Source organism: Paenarthrobacter sp. 10L420 (assembly GCF_056395385.1).
The window spans coordinates 300,115-315,515 of sequence record NZ_JBFTJK010000006.1; the positions used below are offsets into that span (position 1 = coordinate 300,115).

The window sequence follows — 15,401 nt, forward strand, 5'->3', positions numbered from 1 at the left end:
GTTACTCCTCCTGTTTCCGAGCGCGGCTGGGCTGTACCCGCATCGGCTCGCCCGGCATCTTGGGAAATTCCGGTGGGAAGGGCATCTCGCCCTGGCCGTTCTTGACGTCGCGCTCCCACCATTGCAGAAGGACGTCGATGTCCCCGGGCTTCTCATGCATGGTGGCCCAAGGGTCGCCTGTCGTCTTCAACCGGTCCGGAACTGTGCTGATGGTGTATTTGGCCGGATCTGCATTTTCCAGCTCTTCCCACGCCAACGGGCACGATACCTGTGCATTCGGCACGGCACGCGGACTGTACGCACCGGCAATCGTCCGGTCCCGGTTGGCCTGGTTGAAGTCCACGAAGATCCTGGTCCCGCGTTCTTCTTTCCACCATGCCGTGGTGACCTTTTCGGGCATCCGTCGCTCCAACTCCCGGCCCGCAGCGATCACCGCGTGGCGCACTTCCAGGAATTCATGCTTGGGGTGGATGGGCGCATACACATGCAGTCCCCGGTTGCCCGAGGTCTTGATGAAGGCCGTCAGCCCGGCTTCGTCCAACAACGCGCGGAGTTCCTGCGCGGCCGGTATGGCGTCATCAAAGTCCGTTCCCGGCTGCGGATCGAGGTCGATACGCAGCTGGTCGGGATTGTCGGGATCGTTGGCACGGGAAGCCCACGGGTGGAAGACGACCGTGTTCATTTGCGCTGCCCACACCGCGGCCGCAGGTTCGTCGATTACCAACTGCGGATGGGTCCGGGCGCTCGGATAGGTCACCATGACCGAGCGGACATACTCCGGCGCACCCTTGGGAGGGTTCTTGGAGAAGAACATCTCGCCCTCGATGTTGCCGGAGTAACGCTGGAGACTGACGGGCCGGTTGCCGTTGGCCGCCACAAAAGCATCGCCCACATCCACCAGGTAGTTGGCCAGGTCCAGTTTCGTCAGTCCGGCCTCGGGCCACATGACGCGGCTTGGACTTGAAATCCGGACTTCGCGGGGGCCCTCGGGACCGGGCACGGAGACTGTTGCTGATTCGCTCGCCATGGCCACAAGCTACCCCGTCAAGGGCGTTCACGTCAGCATCCTGCGTTCCTTTTTTCGGCGGCGTGAAGTAGTGTCTGGCGGCCCCAAGGCAAAACTGCACCATGATGGATACATGCCAAACACTGAAACCGCCCTGACTGTTGCCGTGGGAGATACCAAGGTATCGGCAATCCACGTCCGTCCGGAGAAGTCGTTCGCGACCCTCGTAGTTGCTCACGGTGCCGGAGCCGGCAAGGAACACCCCTTCCTGCAGGGATTTGCCGAAGCGATGGCGGAGGAAGGCGTCAGTACGCTGCGCTTCAATTTTCCGTATCGGGAAGCCGGACGCCGTTTCCCCGACCGTCCGCCCGCAGCGATTGCCACGTGGCGGGCCGTCATGGAAAAGGCCGCGGATCTCGCAGGCGATGAACCGTTGTGGGCCGGCGGAAAATCCTTTGGGGGTCGGATGGCATCCATGGCCGTGGCTGAGGGAATGCCCGCGGCTGGCCTGGTGTACCTCGGTTATCCCCTCCACGCACCGGGCAAACCGGAGAAGCTCCGCGATGAACACCTCTATGGGATAACGGTGCCCATGCTCTTCCTCCAAGGCACTCGCGATACCTTCGCGACGCCGGAACTTCTGGAGTCGGTAGTGGCCAGGATAGGCCCGACGGCGACTTTCCAGTGGAGCGAAAATGCCGACCATTCGTTTGTGGTCAAGGGCCTCAAGCGCAGTGCCGCTGAGATAGGTGCCTCGCTTGCACCCGCGGTAGCGGGGTTCATGAGGGAAAACAGTTGAGGAACTACTTCGGCACCGGTTCGTGGCGCAGATACGATCGCCGGAAGCGCCCCGTACCCGCCGTGAGCGCCCGAAGTTCAACGGCGTAGCGCAGAAGCTCCTGGTCGGGGACTTCTGCGGTGATCTCAGTACCTTCGCCATTGGCTGCCGTAGTTCCGGTCACCCGTCCCCTCCGACCCGACAAATCACTCATCACCGCCCCCACGTGTTCGTCCGGGACGCTGACCACCACGGCGGACACGGGTTCCAGCAGCTGGATCCTGGCCGTTGACGCGGCTTCTCGAAGCGCCAATGCACCGGCTGCCTGGAAGGCTGCATCTGAGGAATCCACGCTGTGCGTTTTTCCGCCCACCAAGGTGACCTTGATATCCACCACGGGGAACCCAGCGGAAACGCCCTTGAGCATCTGGGAGCGCACGCCCTTCTCCACGGAAGTGACGAACGTTCCGGGAATAACACCGCCCACCGTCTTGTCAGCGAATTCAAACCCCTCCCCGCGCGCCAACGGCTCAACTTCGATGTCGCAGATGGCGAACTGTCCGTGTCCGCCTGATTGCTTGACATGCCGGCCGTGCCCTGCGGCCTTGCTGGCGAAGGTCTCACGCAGCGGCGTGATGACCTCCACAGTTTGAAGCTTGACGCCCTGGTTGCGCAGCCTGTCCAATATCACTTCGGCATGCGCCTCACCCATGCACCAAAGAATCAACTGGTGCGTGTCCTGGTTGCGTTCCACCCGAAGCGTCGGATCTGCGGCGACTACCTTACCGATGCTCTTGGCCAGCGCGTCCTCGTCGCTGCGGGACACTCCTTCGATCGCGATGGGCATCAGCGGCTCAGGCATGTTCCAGGTTTCGATCAACAGTGGGGCGTCCTTGTCCGAGACAGTGTCCCCGGTTTCCGCGTTTGCCAGCTTGCTGATAGCGCAAATGTCACCGGCGACGCACTGCGAAACAGCCTTCAGGCTTGATCCGACGGGCGAGTACAGATGCGTGACGCGTTCATCGCTGTCGTGGTCCTCGTGGCCCCTGTCCGCCAATCCCCTGCCGCCGATGTGGATGGCTGAATCTTCACCGAGGGTGCCGGAAAAAACACGGACCAGGCAGACGCGGCCCAGGAACGGATCCACGGTAGTCCGCACTACCTCGGCAGCGAGGCGTCCTGCGGGGTCGCATTCCAGTGGTTTCAAGGATGAACCATCGAGTTTCATCACTGGGGGCGCGGTGCGTTCCAGCGGCGAAGGCAAAGCATCGATCATCAGTGCCATGAGCTCGGGAAGCCCCAAACCCGTCTCCGCCGAAGTAGCCATCACAGGGAAGAAGGAGCCCCTGGCCACAGCCGTCTCCAGGTCCTTGATGAGGTCTTCCAAGGGCAACTCTTCACCGCCCAGATAGCGGTCCATCAAGGTCTCGTCTTCGCTTTCGGCAATGATCCCTTCAATCAAAGGGCCGCGGGCTTCCTCCACGACGGGATCATCGTTGTTCCCCTCGAGCACCCCTGCCAGCCCTCCGCCAGAGGGCAGATACAGCGGAAGGACAGACTCACCGAAGGCTTCCTGGCAACGTACGACGGCGGCGCTGAAGTCCGCGCGGGGGTGGTCCAGGCGGCTGACTACTACAGCCCGCGGCATGCGGATCTTCTCGCATTCACCCCACAAGGCGATGGTGGCGCCGTCGATGCCATCCACGGCGGAGACGACAAAGAGGGCCGCATCGGCGGCCCTCAACCCTGCTCGTAATTCCCCCGTGAAATCCGTGTACCCCGGAGTGTCGATCAGGTTCACTTTGACCTCGCCCACCAGGATCGGGGCCACGGACATGGTGACGGACCTCTGCTGATGGATGGCTGAAGGGTCTGAATCGCTGACAGTTGTTCCCTCAGTGATGGAACCCATCCGGGTGATGGCACCGGTGGCAGCCAACAGCGCCTCAACGAGCATCGACTTCCCTGCACCTGAATGCCCTACGAGTGCCACGTTGCGTATCTTGGCAGGATCACTTGCCGCCAGAGCCGTTCCGTTCTCGCTTCGCCGGGACTCGGGTGTGCCGGGTCCGGCCGCCTTGGCCGTCTCCCGTGTGCCCTTCGCGGACATGAGCACCTCCTGGTGTCGTATCCAAGCTCGGAGTTCGAACGCGTCGAAAGGTTCGAACGTGTAAGAGGATTGGACACCCTGAGGCGACCACAGGGCAAGACCCAGCCGCGGACGAAGAGCCAGCGCGAAGTGGCCAAGGGGTTCTAGGCCGCGACCATCTCCCACAACAACCATGCTGAGGTGACAGTGCTCCCTGTGATGACCACGGAGAATCCTGTCAGCCACAGGAAGGACGGGACACCCGTGGTTCGGCCAAGGATGTAGGCGTCCGACGCTGCGAGCCGGTCCCGGCGCCGTGTATGGACGCCGGCGAGCTTGAAGAGGTCCCGCACGGCACCCACTGACAGGGCGATCCCCAGGGCCAGCACAATGTAGTTGACGATGGTGGGCGATCCGAAGAGGAGCAAAAGCTGGGCGATAGCTGCGCTGACCACCGCCACGAGGATCCCTGTCAGGTTGCGCAGGAAAATCAGGGAGACCAGCAGGATGAGGGCACCCACAGACATCGCGGTTCCTGATCGGCCCGCGGCGAACGCAGCAATTAAGGCAAGTCCCACGACTGCCGGGGCGGGATAACCCCAGAACCCTGACCAGGCTGCGCCGAAAGGGCTCCGGCCGCTGCTGACGAGGCGACCCGAATGATCCAGTCCGATGCGAAGACTGTGGACAAATCGCCCCGTCATGAGGGCGGCATATGCGTGGCCAAGCTCATGGACGAATGTCACGTAGAGACCGAACCATCGCCACGTGGCTCGAGGGATGCTCAGAATGGTGGCTCCAGCGAGAATCGCCAACAACGCTGGCAGGGGCACGACAGTAGTCTGGACGTCGGTGAAGCCACGGACCACAGCCGCCCACCAGGTTTGCAGCAAGTTCACAGCAGGGTTCACAGCCCCGTTCACAGCACCGAGGATTTGAGGCGTGAACGAAGTCCCGCTACCAGGATCTCCAAACCGAAATCGAAGGCCGCTTCACCACGCTGGTCCGGCGGGCCGGCGTGCGTCAACGCCTGGGTAAGGGTCGGGTAGCCGTGAACCGGAGGTGCCCAGACGACGTCGGGAGCTGCCAGGTCCAACGCAAATCCCAAGGCAAAACTGTCGATGGTGGAGATCGCCGAAACCACATCCTGTCCCTGGAAACCGGCCTTTTCCAGGGCGACGGCCAGATTCTCGTAGAGAGCCAGCACCTGATCGTCCTGAACTGTTTGCAAGACGAGCAGGGGCGCCAGGCGAGGGTGCCGGGCGAACGCGTCGCGGTAGCTTCGGACGATGACCCTGAGGGCATCCTCCCAGTCCTGCCCGTCGTGGAGGGTGTAAGGGCTCTGGGCGATGATGCGTCCGCGCATGAGCTCCAATATTTCTTCCCGGCCGCTGACGTGATTGTAGATGGACGATTGGCTGACGCCGATCCTCTTGGCCAGTTTGGGCAGACTGAAGTCGCCGGCCTCGTCTACCAGCTCCAAGGCGGCCGTGACGAGTGCGTCGATGGAAATCAGCGGAACCAGCGGGCGTGGCATTGGGTTCTCCAATCAAAGTGTTGTTACGACTCTAGCCAGAAGTTTGGGCAAAGGTATTGTGCGCCCCATCACAAGGCCTTACGATAAACGAAAGCCTTTCGCTTATCGATCGGCTCCTCCCCTGAATCTCCCCGCATTAGACCTCCGAGGACACCATGTCTGAAATCGAAACCCGCCCTCCTGCAGCGGATGCTGGAAACGGGCTCAAGAAGAATGCCATCGGCACCGGCGGCATTGCCTTCCTGGTGATCTCCGCAGCAGCCCCCTTGACCGTAATGGCCGGCGTGGCACCTGTGGCCATTGGCATCGGGGGCATTGGCGCCCCCATGGGCTACGTCATCGCCGGCGCCGTTCTGTTGATCTTCGCCGTGGCCTTCATGGCCATGACCAAGCACGTCAAAGCAGCCGGCGGCTTCTACACCTACATCACACTGGCCATGGGAAAAACGGTGGGGCTGGCCTCGGCCATTCTCGCCATCGTCTCTTATAACTGCCTGCAGATCGGCGTTTATGGACTCTTTGCAGTCCAGACCCAGGCCATGCTCCGGACACTCTTCGGCCTGGACGTTCCATGGCCGGCGGTAGCGCTGGCAGCCGTGGCCGCCGTCTGGTTCCTTGGTTATCGGGGCATCGACGTTGGGGCCAAGGTCCTGGGCGTACTGCTCATTGCCGAGACCGCCATACTTGCCGTCATGGGCGCCGGCATTCTGGCGAACGGCGGCGCACAAGGCATCAGCGTTGCCTCCTTCTCCCCCGAGCATGCCTTCACCCCTGGCGTCCTTGCCATCCTTGCTATCTGCTTCGCCGCCTTCATGGGCTTTGAATCCACGGTGCTGTACCGGCGTGAGGCCCGCAACCCTGACAAGTCCGTGCCGCGGGCAACCTACATTGCCGTTGGCTTCATGTCCGTGTTCTACGCCTTCATCGTGTGGACAGTCATCCAGGCCTATGGAGATGGCGACGTGATGGCTGCCGCCGGTGAATTGGCGGACGGCATGTTCTTCGCCACGATCAACCATTACGTGGGTCCTTGGGCAGAAGTTGTCATGTACGTACTGATCGTGACCAGCGTGTATGCCTCCCAGCTCGCGTTCCACAATGCCATCAATCGCTACGTTTACATGCTCGCCAAAGACGGCGTCCTGCCTGCATTCCTCGGCAGGACCCACCCGAAGTACAAGTCCCCGCATCGCGCCGGGCAAATCCAGACAGCCCTCGCCGCCGTCGTCATCATCATTTGCGCCATCGCCGGCGCCGATCCCTACAAACAGCTGCTGATCTGGGTCAACACTCCCGGCATCTTCGGCATTGTCGCCTTGCAGGGACTGGTTTCCGTGGCAGCTTTCATCTACCTGCGGCGCAACCCTGACGCCGTGACCAACAGGCTACTCATTCCCTTGAGCATTGCGTCAGCCATCCTGCTGTTTGGCGTGGTTGCGTTGATCGCCATCAACATCGAACTCCTGACGTTCGCCGATGCCCTCACCAACACCGTTCTCATGCTGGTGACGCCCCTTGTTTTCCTGGCCGGTCTGCTGATCGCCCGCAGATTGCGCACCGCCCGCCCCGCCATCTTTGCCCGGATTGGAAGCTTCGAAACCCATGACTCCTGACCTCATCGTGCTTGCTGACACCATCCACACCCTCGATGACAGCCTGGCTAACAGCGCCCGGCCGCCTATTCAGGCCGTCGCCGTCAGTGACGGTTTGATCGCCGCCGTCGGATCCCGGGAGGACGCGCAGCAGTGGCGTCAGCCGGGCACGCGAATAGTGGATCTTGGCAGTGCCACGCTGACGCCAGGCCTGGTTGATTGCCACATCCACCCCGTGTTTGGCCTGGACCTGACCATTGGCTGCGATCTGTCCGGCGCATCCACTTTGGCTGAAGTACAGGCGCTGCTGCAGGCAGAATCAGCAAGCTCCGCATCACAATACGACGGCGGCTGGCTGCGTGCCTGGGGCCTGAATCCGAACGCGTTTGGCCCAGTACCCCTGCACCGGAGTGTGATCGACGAAGTCTCCGGAGACCGGCCAGCCATGATCCGGTTGTTCGACGGCCATTCGGCGTTGGCGAACAGCCGGGCCATGGAACTGGCTGGGATCCATGGGCGTGTTGAATTTGACCAGAGCGCCGAGGTGGTCTGCGATGGCGACGGCGTCCCCACCGGGATGCTCCTGGAAGCGGCGGCCATTGAACTGGTGCAGCGTCACATTCCCAAGGAATCGTTTGAGGAACGGAAGACCCGCCTGGGCAACTTGCTCCGGGACTTCGCCCGGTCCGGCCTGACCGGCGGGCACGTCATGGACCACGACGAGCAGTCGGCCGCCCTTTTTCAGGCTTTGGAAGCCGACGGCGAGCTGCCCCTGCGGCTGCGGAGTGCGCCATGGTGCATGCCGGGCACTGGCGAGGCTGAGTGGAAGGGACTTGCCCACACCATAGGCACCGGCGGACGCCGCTGGTCCGTCGAGGCCATCAAACTGTTCGTTGACGGAACCGTGGACAACGGGACCGCGTGGCTTTACGAGCCGGACCTGTACGGCCGATCCACGGTGCCATTCTGGCCACGGCCGGAAGAATACACAGCAGCGGTTCGCTACTTTGCCTCCCGCGGCATCCCGACGGCGACCCACGCCATTGGCGATGCCGGCGTGGAACATGTGCTGGACGCCTTGGAGTCGCTCCGCGGTGTTGTGCCCCCGGACGTGCTCCGCCAGACGGTTCACAGGATTGAACACATCGAGACGGTGCCCGACCAGCTGGTGGAGCGCTTCCAGCACGCCGAAGTGGTGGCGAGCATGCAGCCCACGCACTGCACGCACTATTCCCTGGCGGACCACAGTGACAATTGGTCCACCAGGCTTGGCAAGGTCCGTGCCGACCGCGCATGGCGTTGCAGGGACCTCCGCGAGGCTGGAGTTACCGTGGGTATCGGCTCCGACTGGCCGATCGCTCCGTACGAACCCTTGCCGATCATTGCAGACGCCCAGTTGCGGCGCCGTTCCGGACATCCGGAACAGGAACCCATCGCACCTTCCCAGGCACTCACCGCACTCCAGGCGCTTGAGGGCTACACCTCGCACGCCGCACGCGCTGCGGGACTGTGGGACGTTTCGGGCTCGATCACGGTGGGTAAACGCGCCGACTTCACCGCGTTCGAGCGCGATCCACTGACCACCGCCCCGGACGAGTTTGCCGCCAGCAGCGTGGTAGGTACGTTCGTGGACGGCGAGATCCAGTTCATGCTGGAAAGGCTTGCCTAGCATTGTTGATCGGGCCAGCCCTTTTGATGGGGCGGGCTACATGCGGTTCTTGGTTTTGGCCGTGGCTAGTGCCGTCCACGGATCTTCGGGCCAGGGATGCCTGGGGTAGCGCCCACGCATCTCTGCCCGAACCTGGGCGTAGGGCCCGGACCAAAACGATGCGAGATCACCTGTCACCGCCAACGGCTTGCCTGCGGGAGACAAAAGGTGGAAAAGCACCGGCACCCTTCCGCCAACAAGGCGAGGCGTGCTGTCCCAGCCGAAACACTCCTGCAGCTTGACCGCCACAACCGGGCTGCCGCCGTCGTGCTCCGCATTCTTTCGATCGGAGCCGTCAAAGCCCTCAGAGACCTCCGGGTACTCGATTCGCACCCTCGAGCCACTGGGCACCTGAAGACGCTCGGGCACCAGGCCGTCCAAGTTGGAAGCCTCGGGCCACGGGAGCAGGCGCCGAAGTGGATCGCTGAGGTCAATGGCGGTGGCCGGGGTGCCGGTGGACATGGATTCGAGCTCCGGGGCAAGCCAGTCATCCAAGCTTGCCAACAACGCGGATTCGCTGACATCGGGCCACGGATCGCCCAGCTCCCGGTGCAACAGAGCCAGACGCCGGCGCAGCGCATCCGCCGCAGCGGACCACCCGATCATCGAGAGTCCTGCCTTTTCCAGTGCAACCGCAACAGCCTGGCGGCCCTGCTCTACGCTGGGGCGCACGGGCGTCGAGGACAGCACAAGGGCTCCCAACTTCCGCTCAAGCCTGGCGGTCACGCGCCCTTGGGCGAAACGTGCAGTTACCTCCTCGATCAGGAGCTCCGGCGCCGCGGCGGCCGCCAGCTCTGCGGACAAGGGCGCCGCTGATCGGATCACGGCTCCCGTTCCCGCCGCGTCCCTGCCTTGGGCGCGGGAAACCTCCGCCACGGCCAACCAGTCATGCCCGGACAACGAGCTACCCGCAGGCAGACCAGCTCTGGTGCCCGAGGTCAGCAGATACGTTGGTGCCCCTTGGCCGGGAACCCGCCTGGCAATACGGTCCGGGAAGGCCAACGCCACGACGAACCCGGGCGCCTCCCTCGCTGAAACGTCCAGTGCCTGTCGTTCATCAATGCCTTGTTGATAGGCGATGCCGAAAGTTTCCTGGCGCGCGATCGATTCCATCCGTTTGACGTCTTCGGCAAATCGTCGGGCTGCCGGGTCTGATCCGGAACGAACTGACGCCAACAGTTTTGTGAGGTCAGCACCCGGCGCACGTTGATCACCGGCTACCAGTGCCACCGTTTCAGCGGCAAGGCGACGGCCAACCAGCGCAGAACCGTCCAGCAGCGCCCGGGCAAGCCGAGGGTCTGCCGGGATCTTCGCGAGCGTCCTGCCCACGTCCGTGACAGTTCCTTCCGCGGTCACGGCACCGAGTTCCCGAAGGACCTCGACGGCGTCCTCCATAGCCGCACGTGGTGGTGCGTCCGGCAGTGCAAGCCCACGGCCTTCTGGTGCTCCCCAGCAAGCCAGCACCAGGGCGGCGCTGGTGAGGTCGGCCACCGAAATCTCAGGGGTTTGATGCGCTGGCGCGGCGGCGAAGGCCTGCTGGTCGTAGCAACGGACCACCCTGCCTGGTCCTTGACGCGCTGCGCGGCCGGCCCGCTGCTCGGCAGACGCCTTTGAGCAGGAGACTGTCACCAGCCCGGACATGCCCCTGCCGGCGTCGCGACGCGGTTCACGTGACAGGCCGGAATCAATGACGAGCCGGACGCCCGGCACCGTGAGTGAGGACTCGGCCAACGCCGTTGACACAATAATTCGAGGAGGGCCGCCGGGTTCCCGGCCTGAAACCGCACGGTCCTGGGCGTCCGCACCGATCTGGCCGTGCAGCTCAAGTACCTCGACGTCGGCCCGGACCAGCCCGCGGAGCCGGCTGGCGACGTCGGACACTTCACGCACGCCCGGGAGGAAGACCAGCGCGTCAACGTCGGGGTCATGTATGAGGGCCTGCTCATGCGCGGCCACCGTTGTTGCGGCAACATGATTGAGGAAGCTGTAGGCAACGCCGCGCTCGTCCAGGCGCGGACCTGAGGCAGGAATCCAGTCGACCTCCAGGGCATGGAGCACGGAAGGACAGTCGACGACGGGAGCCGGCGTGCCGTCGTCGGCCTCCCCCAAGCCGGTTCGCCCCGCCCCGCTTCGCCCCGTCCCGCTTCGCCCCAGCAGGGCGGCGAAACGCGTGGCGTCAACGGTCGCCGACATGGCCACCAGTGTGAGGTCGCCACGGAGTTCCTGGACTTCCGCGAGCATGCCCACGAGCAGGTCGGTTTCGAGTCCACGCTCGTGGACCTCATCCAGGATCACCGCTTGCGTTCCCTCGAGTCCGGGATCAGCCAGGAGGCGCCGCAGGAGAATGCCGGGAGTGACGAACTCCACCACAGTGTCCGAACCAGCGATGCTTTCGCCGCGGACTGTATAACCCACCCGACCGCCCAGACGGCTGCCGTCGAGTGAGGCAAGACGGCGGGCCGCTGAACGCGCGGCCACCCTGCGCGGTTGGGTGACGACGACGCGCGGCTGGCCGGGGTGCCTCTCCCCCACGAGATTGGCCAGCAGTGGAGGAACCAGGGTGGTCTTTCCCGTCCCGGGCGGTGCCTGGACGACCACCGTTCCGCCGTCGCCCTGGCTCTCCAAAGCGGCGGCGAGCCTTCCCAACGAATCAGCGAAAACCAGTCCTGCGCCGATGGTGTCCAGTCTGAAAGTCACCACACCATTGTCCCTGCTGGCCGGCGTTGAAAAGGCCACGCCTCCTCGGTGAACCTGACGGCTGCGAGGAGGCGTGGCCCCTTCAACGTTGTTGCTCTTGGGTCGGTGTGCTAGCCAATGGTGGACGTGTCAATCACGAAGCGATAACGCACATCAGAGGCGAGCACGCGCTCATAGGCCTCGTTGATCTTGCTGGCGGGAATGACCTCGATCTCGGCGCCGAGCCCGTGCTCGGCGCAGAAGTCCAGCATCTCCTGTGTTTCGCGGATTCCGCCAATCATGGAGCCGGCGAACCTGCGGCGCCCACCAATGAGGGCGAAAGCATTCACGGGCAACGGCTCGGCCGGCGCGCCAACGTTCACCAGGGTTCCGTCAAGGCTCAGCAGTTGCAGGTAGGCGCTGATGTCGATGGACGCGCTGACCGTGTTGATGATGAGGTCAAACGTCCCTGCCAGCTGCTCAAACGTGGCCGGATCACTGGTGGCGTAGTAGTGGTCTGCGCCCAGCTTCAGGCCGTCTTCCATCTTCTTCAGGGACTGCGAGAGGACCGTCACCTCGGCACCCATGGCGTGGGCAATCTTGACGCCCATGTGTCCCAGGCCGCCCAAGCCCACGATCGCGACCTTCTTGCCAGGACCGGCGTCCCAGTGATGCAGCGGGGAGAACGTCGTGATGCCTGCGCACAGAAGCGGTGCGGCGACGTCGAGGTCCAGCGCTTCAGGGATGGTGACGACAAAGTCCTCGTTCACGACGACGTTCCTGGAGTATCCGCCCTGGGTAATGGTGCCATCACGGTCGACCGCGCCATAGGTGCCCACGTTGCCGTTGAGGCAATACTGTTCCTCGCCCGCCAGGCAGTTCCTGCACTCTTTACAGGAGTTGACCATGCAGCCAACACCTACGCGGTCGCCCACTTTGTGCTTGGTGACCTCCGGACCGACTTCGGTAACGATGCCGGCAATCTCGTGGCCGGGGACGAGCGGGTACTGCTGGGGACCCCAATCGCCCCGGACAGTGTGGATATCAGAGTGGCAGATACCGGCGAATTTGATGTCAATGTGGACGTCGTGAGGTCCAACTTCGCGACGTTCGATGGTGGTCAGGGTGAGGTCGCCCGTGGCCGAAGGTGAAGCATAAGCGTTAGCGGAAGGCATGTTTCTCCTGCGTGATGAAGATTAGTGGATGCTTCCATCTAACCCTCTTTTCCAAAATGCAAGGAGTTACTGCTGTTAGGGGTAATGACAGGGACTCCCTTGGAGGGCCAAAAGCCATACCGTTGGAACCATGGACAACAGGACCGAGACGCGCGATTTCCTCTCTACCCGAAGAGCGAAGATCACCCCCGAGCAAGCTGGGCTGGCCGCCTATGGCGGCAATCGGCGCGTCCTTGGGCTCCGCCGCGGCGAAGTTGCCATGCTTGCAGGCGTCAGTGTTGAGTACTACACCCGTTTGGAGCGGGGGAATCTCTCAGGCGTCTCGGAGAGCGTCCTCGAAGCACTGGCCAACGCCCTGCAACTGGACGACGCCGAACGGGCACACCTCTTCGACCTCGCCCGTGCGGCCAACGACGGCGGTCGGTTGCGGCGTCGTCCGGTTCGGAAGCAGTCCATCCGACAGGGTGTCCAACTCACGTTGGACGCGATCGCGCATGCGCCGGCCTTCGTCCGCAATGGCCGGCTCGATATCCTCGCTACCAACGCTTTGGGCAGGGCACTGTACGCGGACAGCTACGACACCCCTTCCGGGCCGCCCAACCTTGCCCGTTTCCTCTTCCTCGATCCCCGCAGCCATGACTTCTACACCGATTGGGAACGCGCTGCCAATGACACTGTGGCCATCATGCGTACCGAGGCTGGGCGAGACCCTTACGACCGTGGCCTCACTGACCTCGTAGGTGAGCTGTCCACCCGCAGCGAGGAATTCCGTATGCGCTGGGCGTCCCACAACGTCCGGCAGCATTACACCGGGAAAAAGCAGTTTCACCATCCGATCGTCGGGGACCTGCACACTCTCTACGAGGCGTTTGAGCTCTCCGCCGACGACGGCCTGACCATGACCATCTACAACGCGGAGCCTGGCACCGGAACCGAGGATGCCCTGCGGTTACTGGCGAGTTGGGGTGCAACCACGCTCGCGTCTGAACCTGGCGCGTCTGAAGCTGACGCGTCTGAATCCGGTCATGCGCTCCGCAAGACGAACAGCAACTAATTCCGGAACGACAAAGGAACCATGGACATTACCCCCAAAACCACCAGCACCAAGGGACCGTCAGAGCTCTTCACCGGCGACGTCTATTTCGATGTCATCGCCAAGGGAGACGAGCCCTCCCGATTGCGGGTGAACATTGTCCGCTTCGCTCCGTGCGCTAGAACGGCGTGGCACACCCACGCGGTTGGACAGACCCTCCATGTGACGGACGGTGTAGGCCTGGTTCAGGCACGCGGAGGCGAGGTTAAGGTGATCCGTCAAGGTGACACCATCTACACCCCGCCGGGCGAATGGCACTGGCACGGTGCTGCTCCGGAGCATTTCATGAGCCACCTCGCCATGTGGGAAACCATCGGAGCCACCGACGGTTCCGAAACTACGTGGGGCGAGCTAGTGACAGATGCGGAGTATGGCTATCCGGGCTGAGGGCTTTTAGCGGGCTTCCTAAAATGTCAGACCCCAATGAGAGGGTTTATTCATGGGAAGTATTGGGGAGATGTTGGCGCGTCGGGCAGCGATGTCTGGCGTCGCGTTGCGCCCCCGAGGAGTTTCCCGAGCAAGCCATGACCTATCTGCCAACGCGGATGCGCGCTGTGAAAGCCCGACGGCGGCAGTCGCCATTTTGAAGAACCTCAGGGCCATTGCGCTGCTTCGCGGCATTGAAGCGCCGTCCTTCTCTGAGCCTGATGACGTCGACTGTGAAGTCGAGCTGCTTCGCGGCGTTGAACCGCAATTCTTCGCCCCCGCTGGTGGAGTGGACCCTGAAGCCGAGCTGCTTCGCGGCTTGGAACCACTGCCCTTCGCCGCCCCTGGTGGAGTGGACCCTGAGGTCCGCCCTGTTTCCCTGTTACTTGACGGTTCCCCTGGGCGCAGCGTTTCCCAGGGAATTGAGGGTGCGCTGGGACTTGAGGGGGCGCTGGCTGACAGCGTTGAGGCGTTGGAATCCCTGCGTTCCTTCACCGTAACCGGTGCCCTGGTATTCGGGTTCACCGAGGCCGCGGGTTTCGCCGGGCGGGTGGAGGAGATTGCCCGCACCGTGGAATACCTGCAGGTCATCGCGGCGCACGCCGTGGAACGGACCCGCACCCAAGCCCAGCAGACACGGCCCTCAACCGCCGCCGGCACGGGATGGCAGACAGGCTGGACCAACCCCGGAACCACCGGCTCGGACTCAGCCGGGGCTGTTACTGGATCCGATGCTCCTGAAGGATCCGCTACTACTGCGGGGCCAGGTGTTGTGGCTTCGGCAGTAGTTGTCACTGCAGCAGACGCTGCTGCGGTGGCCGATGACGGCTACCGGAACGCCGCGGAATTCCTCCGCGCGAGCCTGCGGATCAGCAAAAGCGAAGCCAACCGCCGCCTCGCCCTGGCCTCCCAGGTCCTCCCCCGGACCGGAATCGCCGGGCAACACATCCCGCCCCGCCGCGAAATCCTCGCCCAAGCCCTCGAAACCACACAGATACCCACCCGGTCCGCGACCATCATCAGCAGCGCACTGGAAAATGTCCGGCAGCTCACCGACGAAGACACCCTCACCCGGATGGAACACGCCCTCACCGCCACGGCCATTGAATCCGACCCGGACTTCGTCACCAAAATGGCCAAACGCTGGGTCGATTCGATCGACCAAGACGGTCCCGAACCGTCCGAAGAAGTTCTCCGCCAACTCCAAGGCGCGTTCTTCCGCCGCCGACGCCGCCACGGGCTCCACCACATCGAAATCTTCGCCACCGCCGAACAATACGAAACCCTCACCACCGCCATGAACGTCGCCACCAACCCCCGA

Annotated in this window: 12 protein-coding genes; 6 read left to right on the forward strand and 6 right to left on the reverse strand. The window is 63.2% G+C overall.

Features of this window, described 5'->3' with window-relative positions:
* Nucleotide 1: 1 nt before the first annotated feature.
* Nucleotides 2–1,027, reverse strand: a complete 1,026-nt coding sequence (gene ligD / locus AC1DD5_RS12240) for a non-homologous end-joining DNA ligase (protein ID WP_477521582.1) — start codon at nucleotides 1,025–1,027, stop codon at nucleotides 2–4.
* A 112-nt stretch (nucleotides 1,028–1,139) separates the two neighbouring features.
* On the opposite strand from ligD, the gene AC1DD5_RS12245 reads away from it, so the two are divergent.
* A complete protein-coding gene (locus tag AC1DD5_RS12245; RefSeq protein ID WP_442015515.1) occupies nucleotides 1,140–1,805 on the forward strand; it encodes an alpha/beta hydrolase family protein in 666 nt (221 codons plus the stop codon).
* A gap of 4 nt (nucleotides 1,806–1,809) precedes the next feature.
* Here the strand turns inward: AC1DD5_RS12245 and AC1DD5_RS12250 are convergent, their stop codons facing one another.
* From AC1DD5_RS12250 to AC1DD5_RS12260, 3 genes are all read right to left on the reverse strand, one after another.
* Entirely contained in the window at nucleotides 1,810–3,894 is a 2,085-nt protein-coding gene (locus AC1DD5_RS12250; RefSeq protein ID WP_477521583.1) for an elongation factor G-like protein EF-G2, read from the reverse strand.
* Between the two features lie 143 nt (nucleotides 3,895–4,037).
* Nucleotides 4,038–4,796 (reverse strand): M50 family metallopeptidase, encoded by a 759-nt coding sequence (locus AC1DD5_RS12255; RefSeq protein ID WP_477521584.1) that lies wholly within the window; start codon nucleotides 4,794–4,796, stop codon nucleotides 4,038–4,040.
* Nucleotides 4,793–5,410, reverse strand: coding sequence for a TetR/AcrR family transcriptional regulator C-terminal domain-containing protein (locus AC1DD5_RS12260; protein ID WP_477521585.1), 618 nt, complete (start codon nucleotides 5,408–5,410; stop codon nucleotides 4,793–4,795). The genes AC1DD5_RS12255 and AC1DD5_RS12260 overlap by 4 nt, the downstream gene beginning before the upstream one ends.
* A gap of 155 nt (nucleotides 5,411–5,565) precedes the next feature.
* Here AC1DD5_RS12260 and AC1DD5_RS12265 point away from each other — a divergent pair, with 155 nt between their 5' ends.
* Entirely contained in the window at nucleotides 5,566–7,023 is a 1,458-nt protein-coding gene (locus tag AC1DD5_RS12265) for an APC family permease (RefSeq protein WP_442005440.1), read from the forward strand.
* Nucleotides 7,013–8,671: an amidohydrolase gene (locus AC1DD5_RS12270; RefSeq protein ID WP_477521586.1), complete on the forward strand. Its 1,659-nt coding sequence runs from the start codon at nucleotides 7,013–7,015 to the stop codon at nucleotides 8,669–8,671. The genes AC1DD5_RS12265 and AC1DD5_RS12270 overlap by 11 nt, the downstream gene beginning before the upstream one ends.
* Nucleotides 8,672–8,707: 36 nt before the next feature.
* Here the strand turns inward: AC1DD5_RS12270 and AC1DD5_RS12275 are convergent, their stop codons facing one another.
* Nucleotides 8,708–11,446, reverse strand: coding sequence for an ATP-dependent RNA helicase (locus AC1DD5_RS12275; protein ID WP_477521587.1), 2,739 nt, complete (start codon nucleotides 11,444–11,446; stop codon nucleotides 8,708–8,710).
* 71 nt (nucleotides 11,447–11,517) lie between these two features.
* Nucleotides 11,518–12,561 (reverse strand): NAD(P)-dependent alcohol dehydrogenase, encoded by a 1,044-nt coding sequence (locus AC1DD5_RS12280; RefSeq protein ID WP_477521588.1) that lies wholly within the window; start codon nucleotides 12,559–12,561, stop codon nucleotides 11,518–11,520.
* A 130-nt stretch (nucleotides 12,562–12,691) separates the two neighbouring features.
* On the opposite strand from AC1DD5_RS12280, the gene AC1DD5_RS12285 reads away from it, so the two are divergent.
* The 3 genes from AC1DD5_RS12285 to AC1DD5_RS12295 form a co-directional block, all read left to right on the forward strand.
* A complete protein-coding gene (locus tag AC1DD5_RS12285) occupies nucleotides 12,692–13,615 on the forward strand; it encodes a helix-turn-helix transcriptional regulator (protein ID WP_477521589.1) in 924 nt (307 codons plus the stop codon).
* A 21-nt stretch (nucleotides 13,616–13,636) separates the two neighbouring features.
* Complete coding sequence (locus AC1DD5_RS12290; RefSeq protein WP_477521590.1) at nucleotides 13,637–14,041, forward strand: (R)-mandelonitrile lyase; 405 nt, start codon at nucleotides 13,637–13,639, stop codon at nucleotides 14,039–14,041.
* 52 nt (nucleotides 14,042–14,093) lie between these two features.
* The coding region (locus AC1DD5_RS12295; RefSeq protein ID WP_477521591.1) for a DUF222 domain-containing protein at nucleotides 14,094–15,401 on the forward strand (1,308 nt) is incomplete at its 3' end.

Coding starts and splice junctions, on each gene's coding strand:
- AC1DD5_RS12250 (WP_477521583.1), bottom strand. CDS start 3,894: ATGTCCGCGAAGGGCACACGGGAGACGGCCAAGGCGGCCGGACCCGGC.
- AC1DD5_RS12290 (WP_477521590.1), top strand. CDS start 13,637: ATGGACATTACCCCCAAAACCACCAGCACCAAGGGACCGTCAGAGCTC.
- AC1DD5_RS12245 (WP_442015515.1), top strand. CDS start 1,140: ATGCCAAACACTGAAACCGCCCTGACTGTTGCCGTGGGAGATACCAAG.
- AC1DD5_RS12270 (WP_477521586.1), top strand. CDS start 7,013: ATGACTCCTGACCTCATCGTGCTTGCTGACACCATCCACACCCTCGAT.
- AC1DD5_RS12260 (WP_477521585.1), bottom strand. CDS start 5,410: ATGCCACGCCCGCTGGTTCCGCTGATTTCCATCGACGCACTCGTCACG.
- AC1DD5_RS12265 (WP_442005440.1), top strand. CDS start 5,566: ATGTCTGAAATCGAAACCCGCCCTCCTGCAGCGGATGCTGGAAACGGG.
- ligD (WP_477521582.1), bottom strand. CDS start 1,027: ATGGCGAGCGAATCAGCAACAGTCTCCGTGCCCGGTCCCGAGGGCCCC.
- AC1DD5_RS12280 (WP_477521588.1), bottom strand. CDS start 12,561: ATGCCTTCCGCTAACGCTTATGCTTCACCTTCGGCCACGGGCGACCTC.
- AC1DD5_RS12285 (WP_477521589.1), top strand. CDS start 12,692: ATGGACAACAGGACCGAGACGCGCGATTTCCTCTCTACCCGAAGAGCG.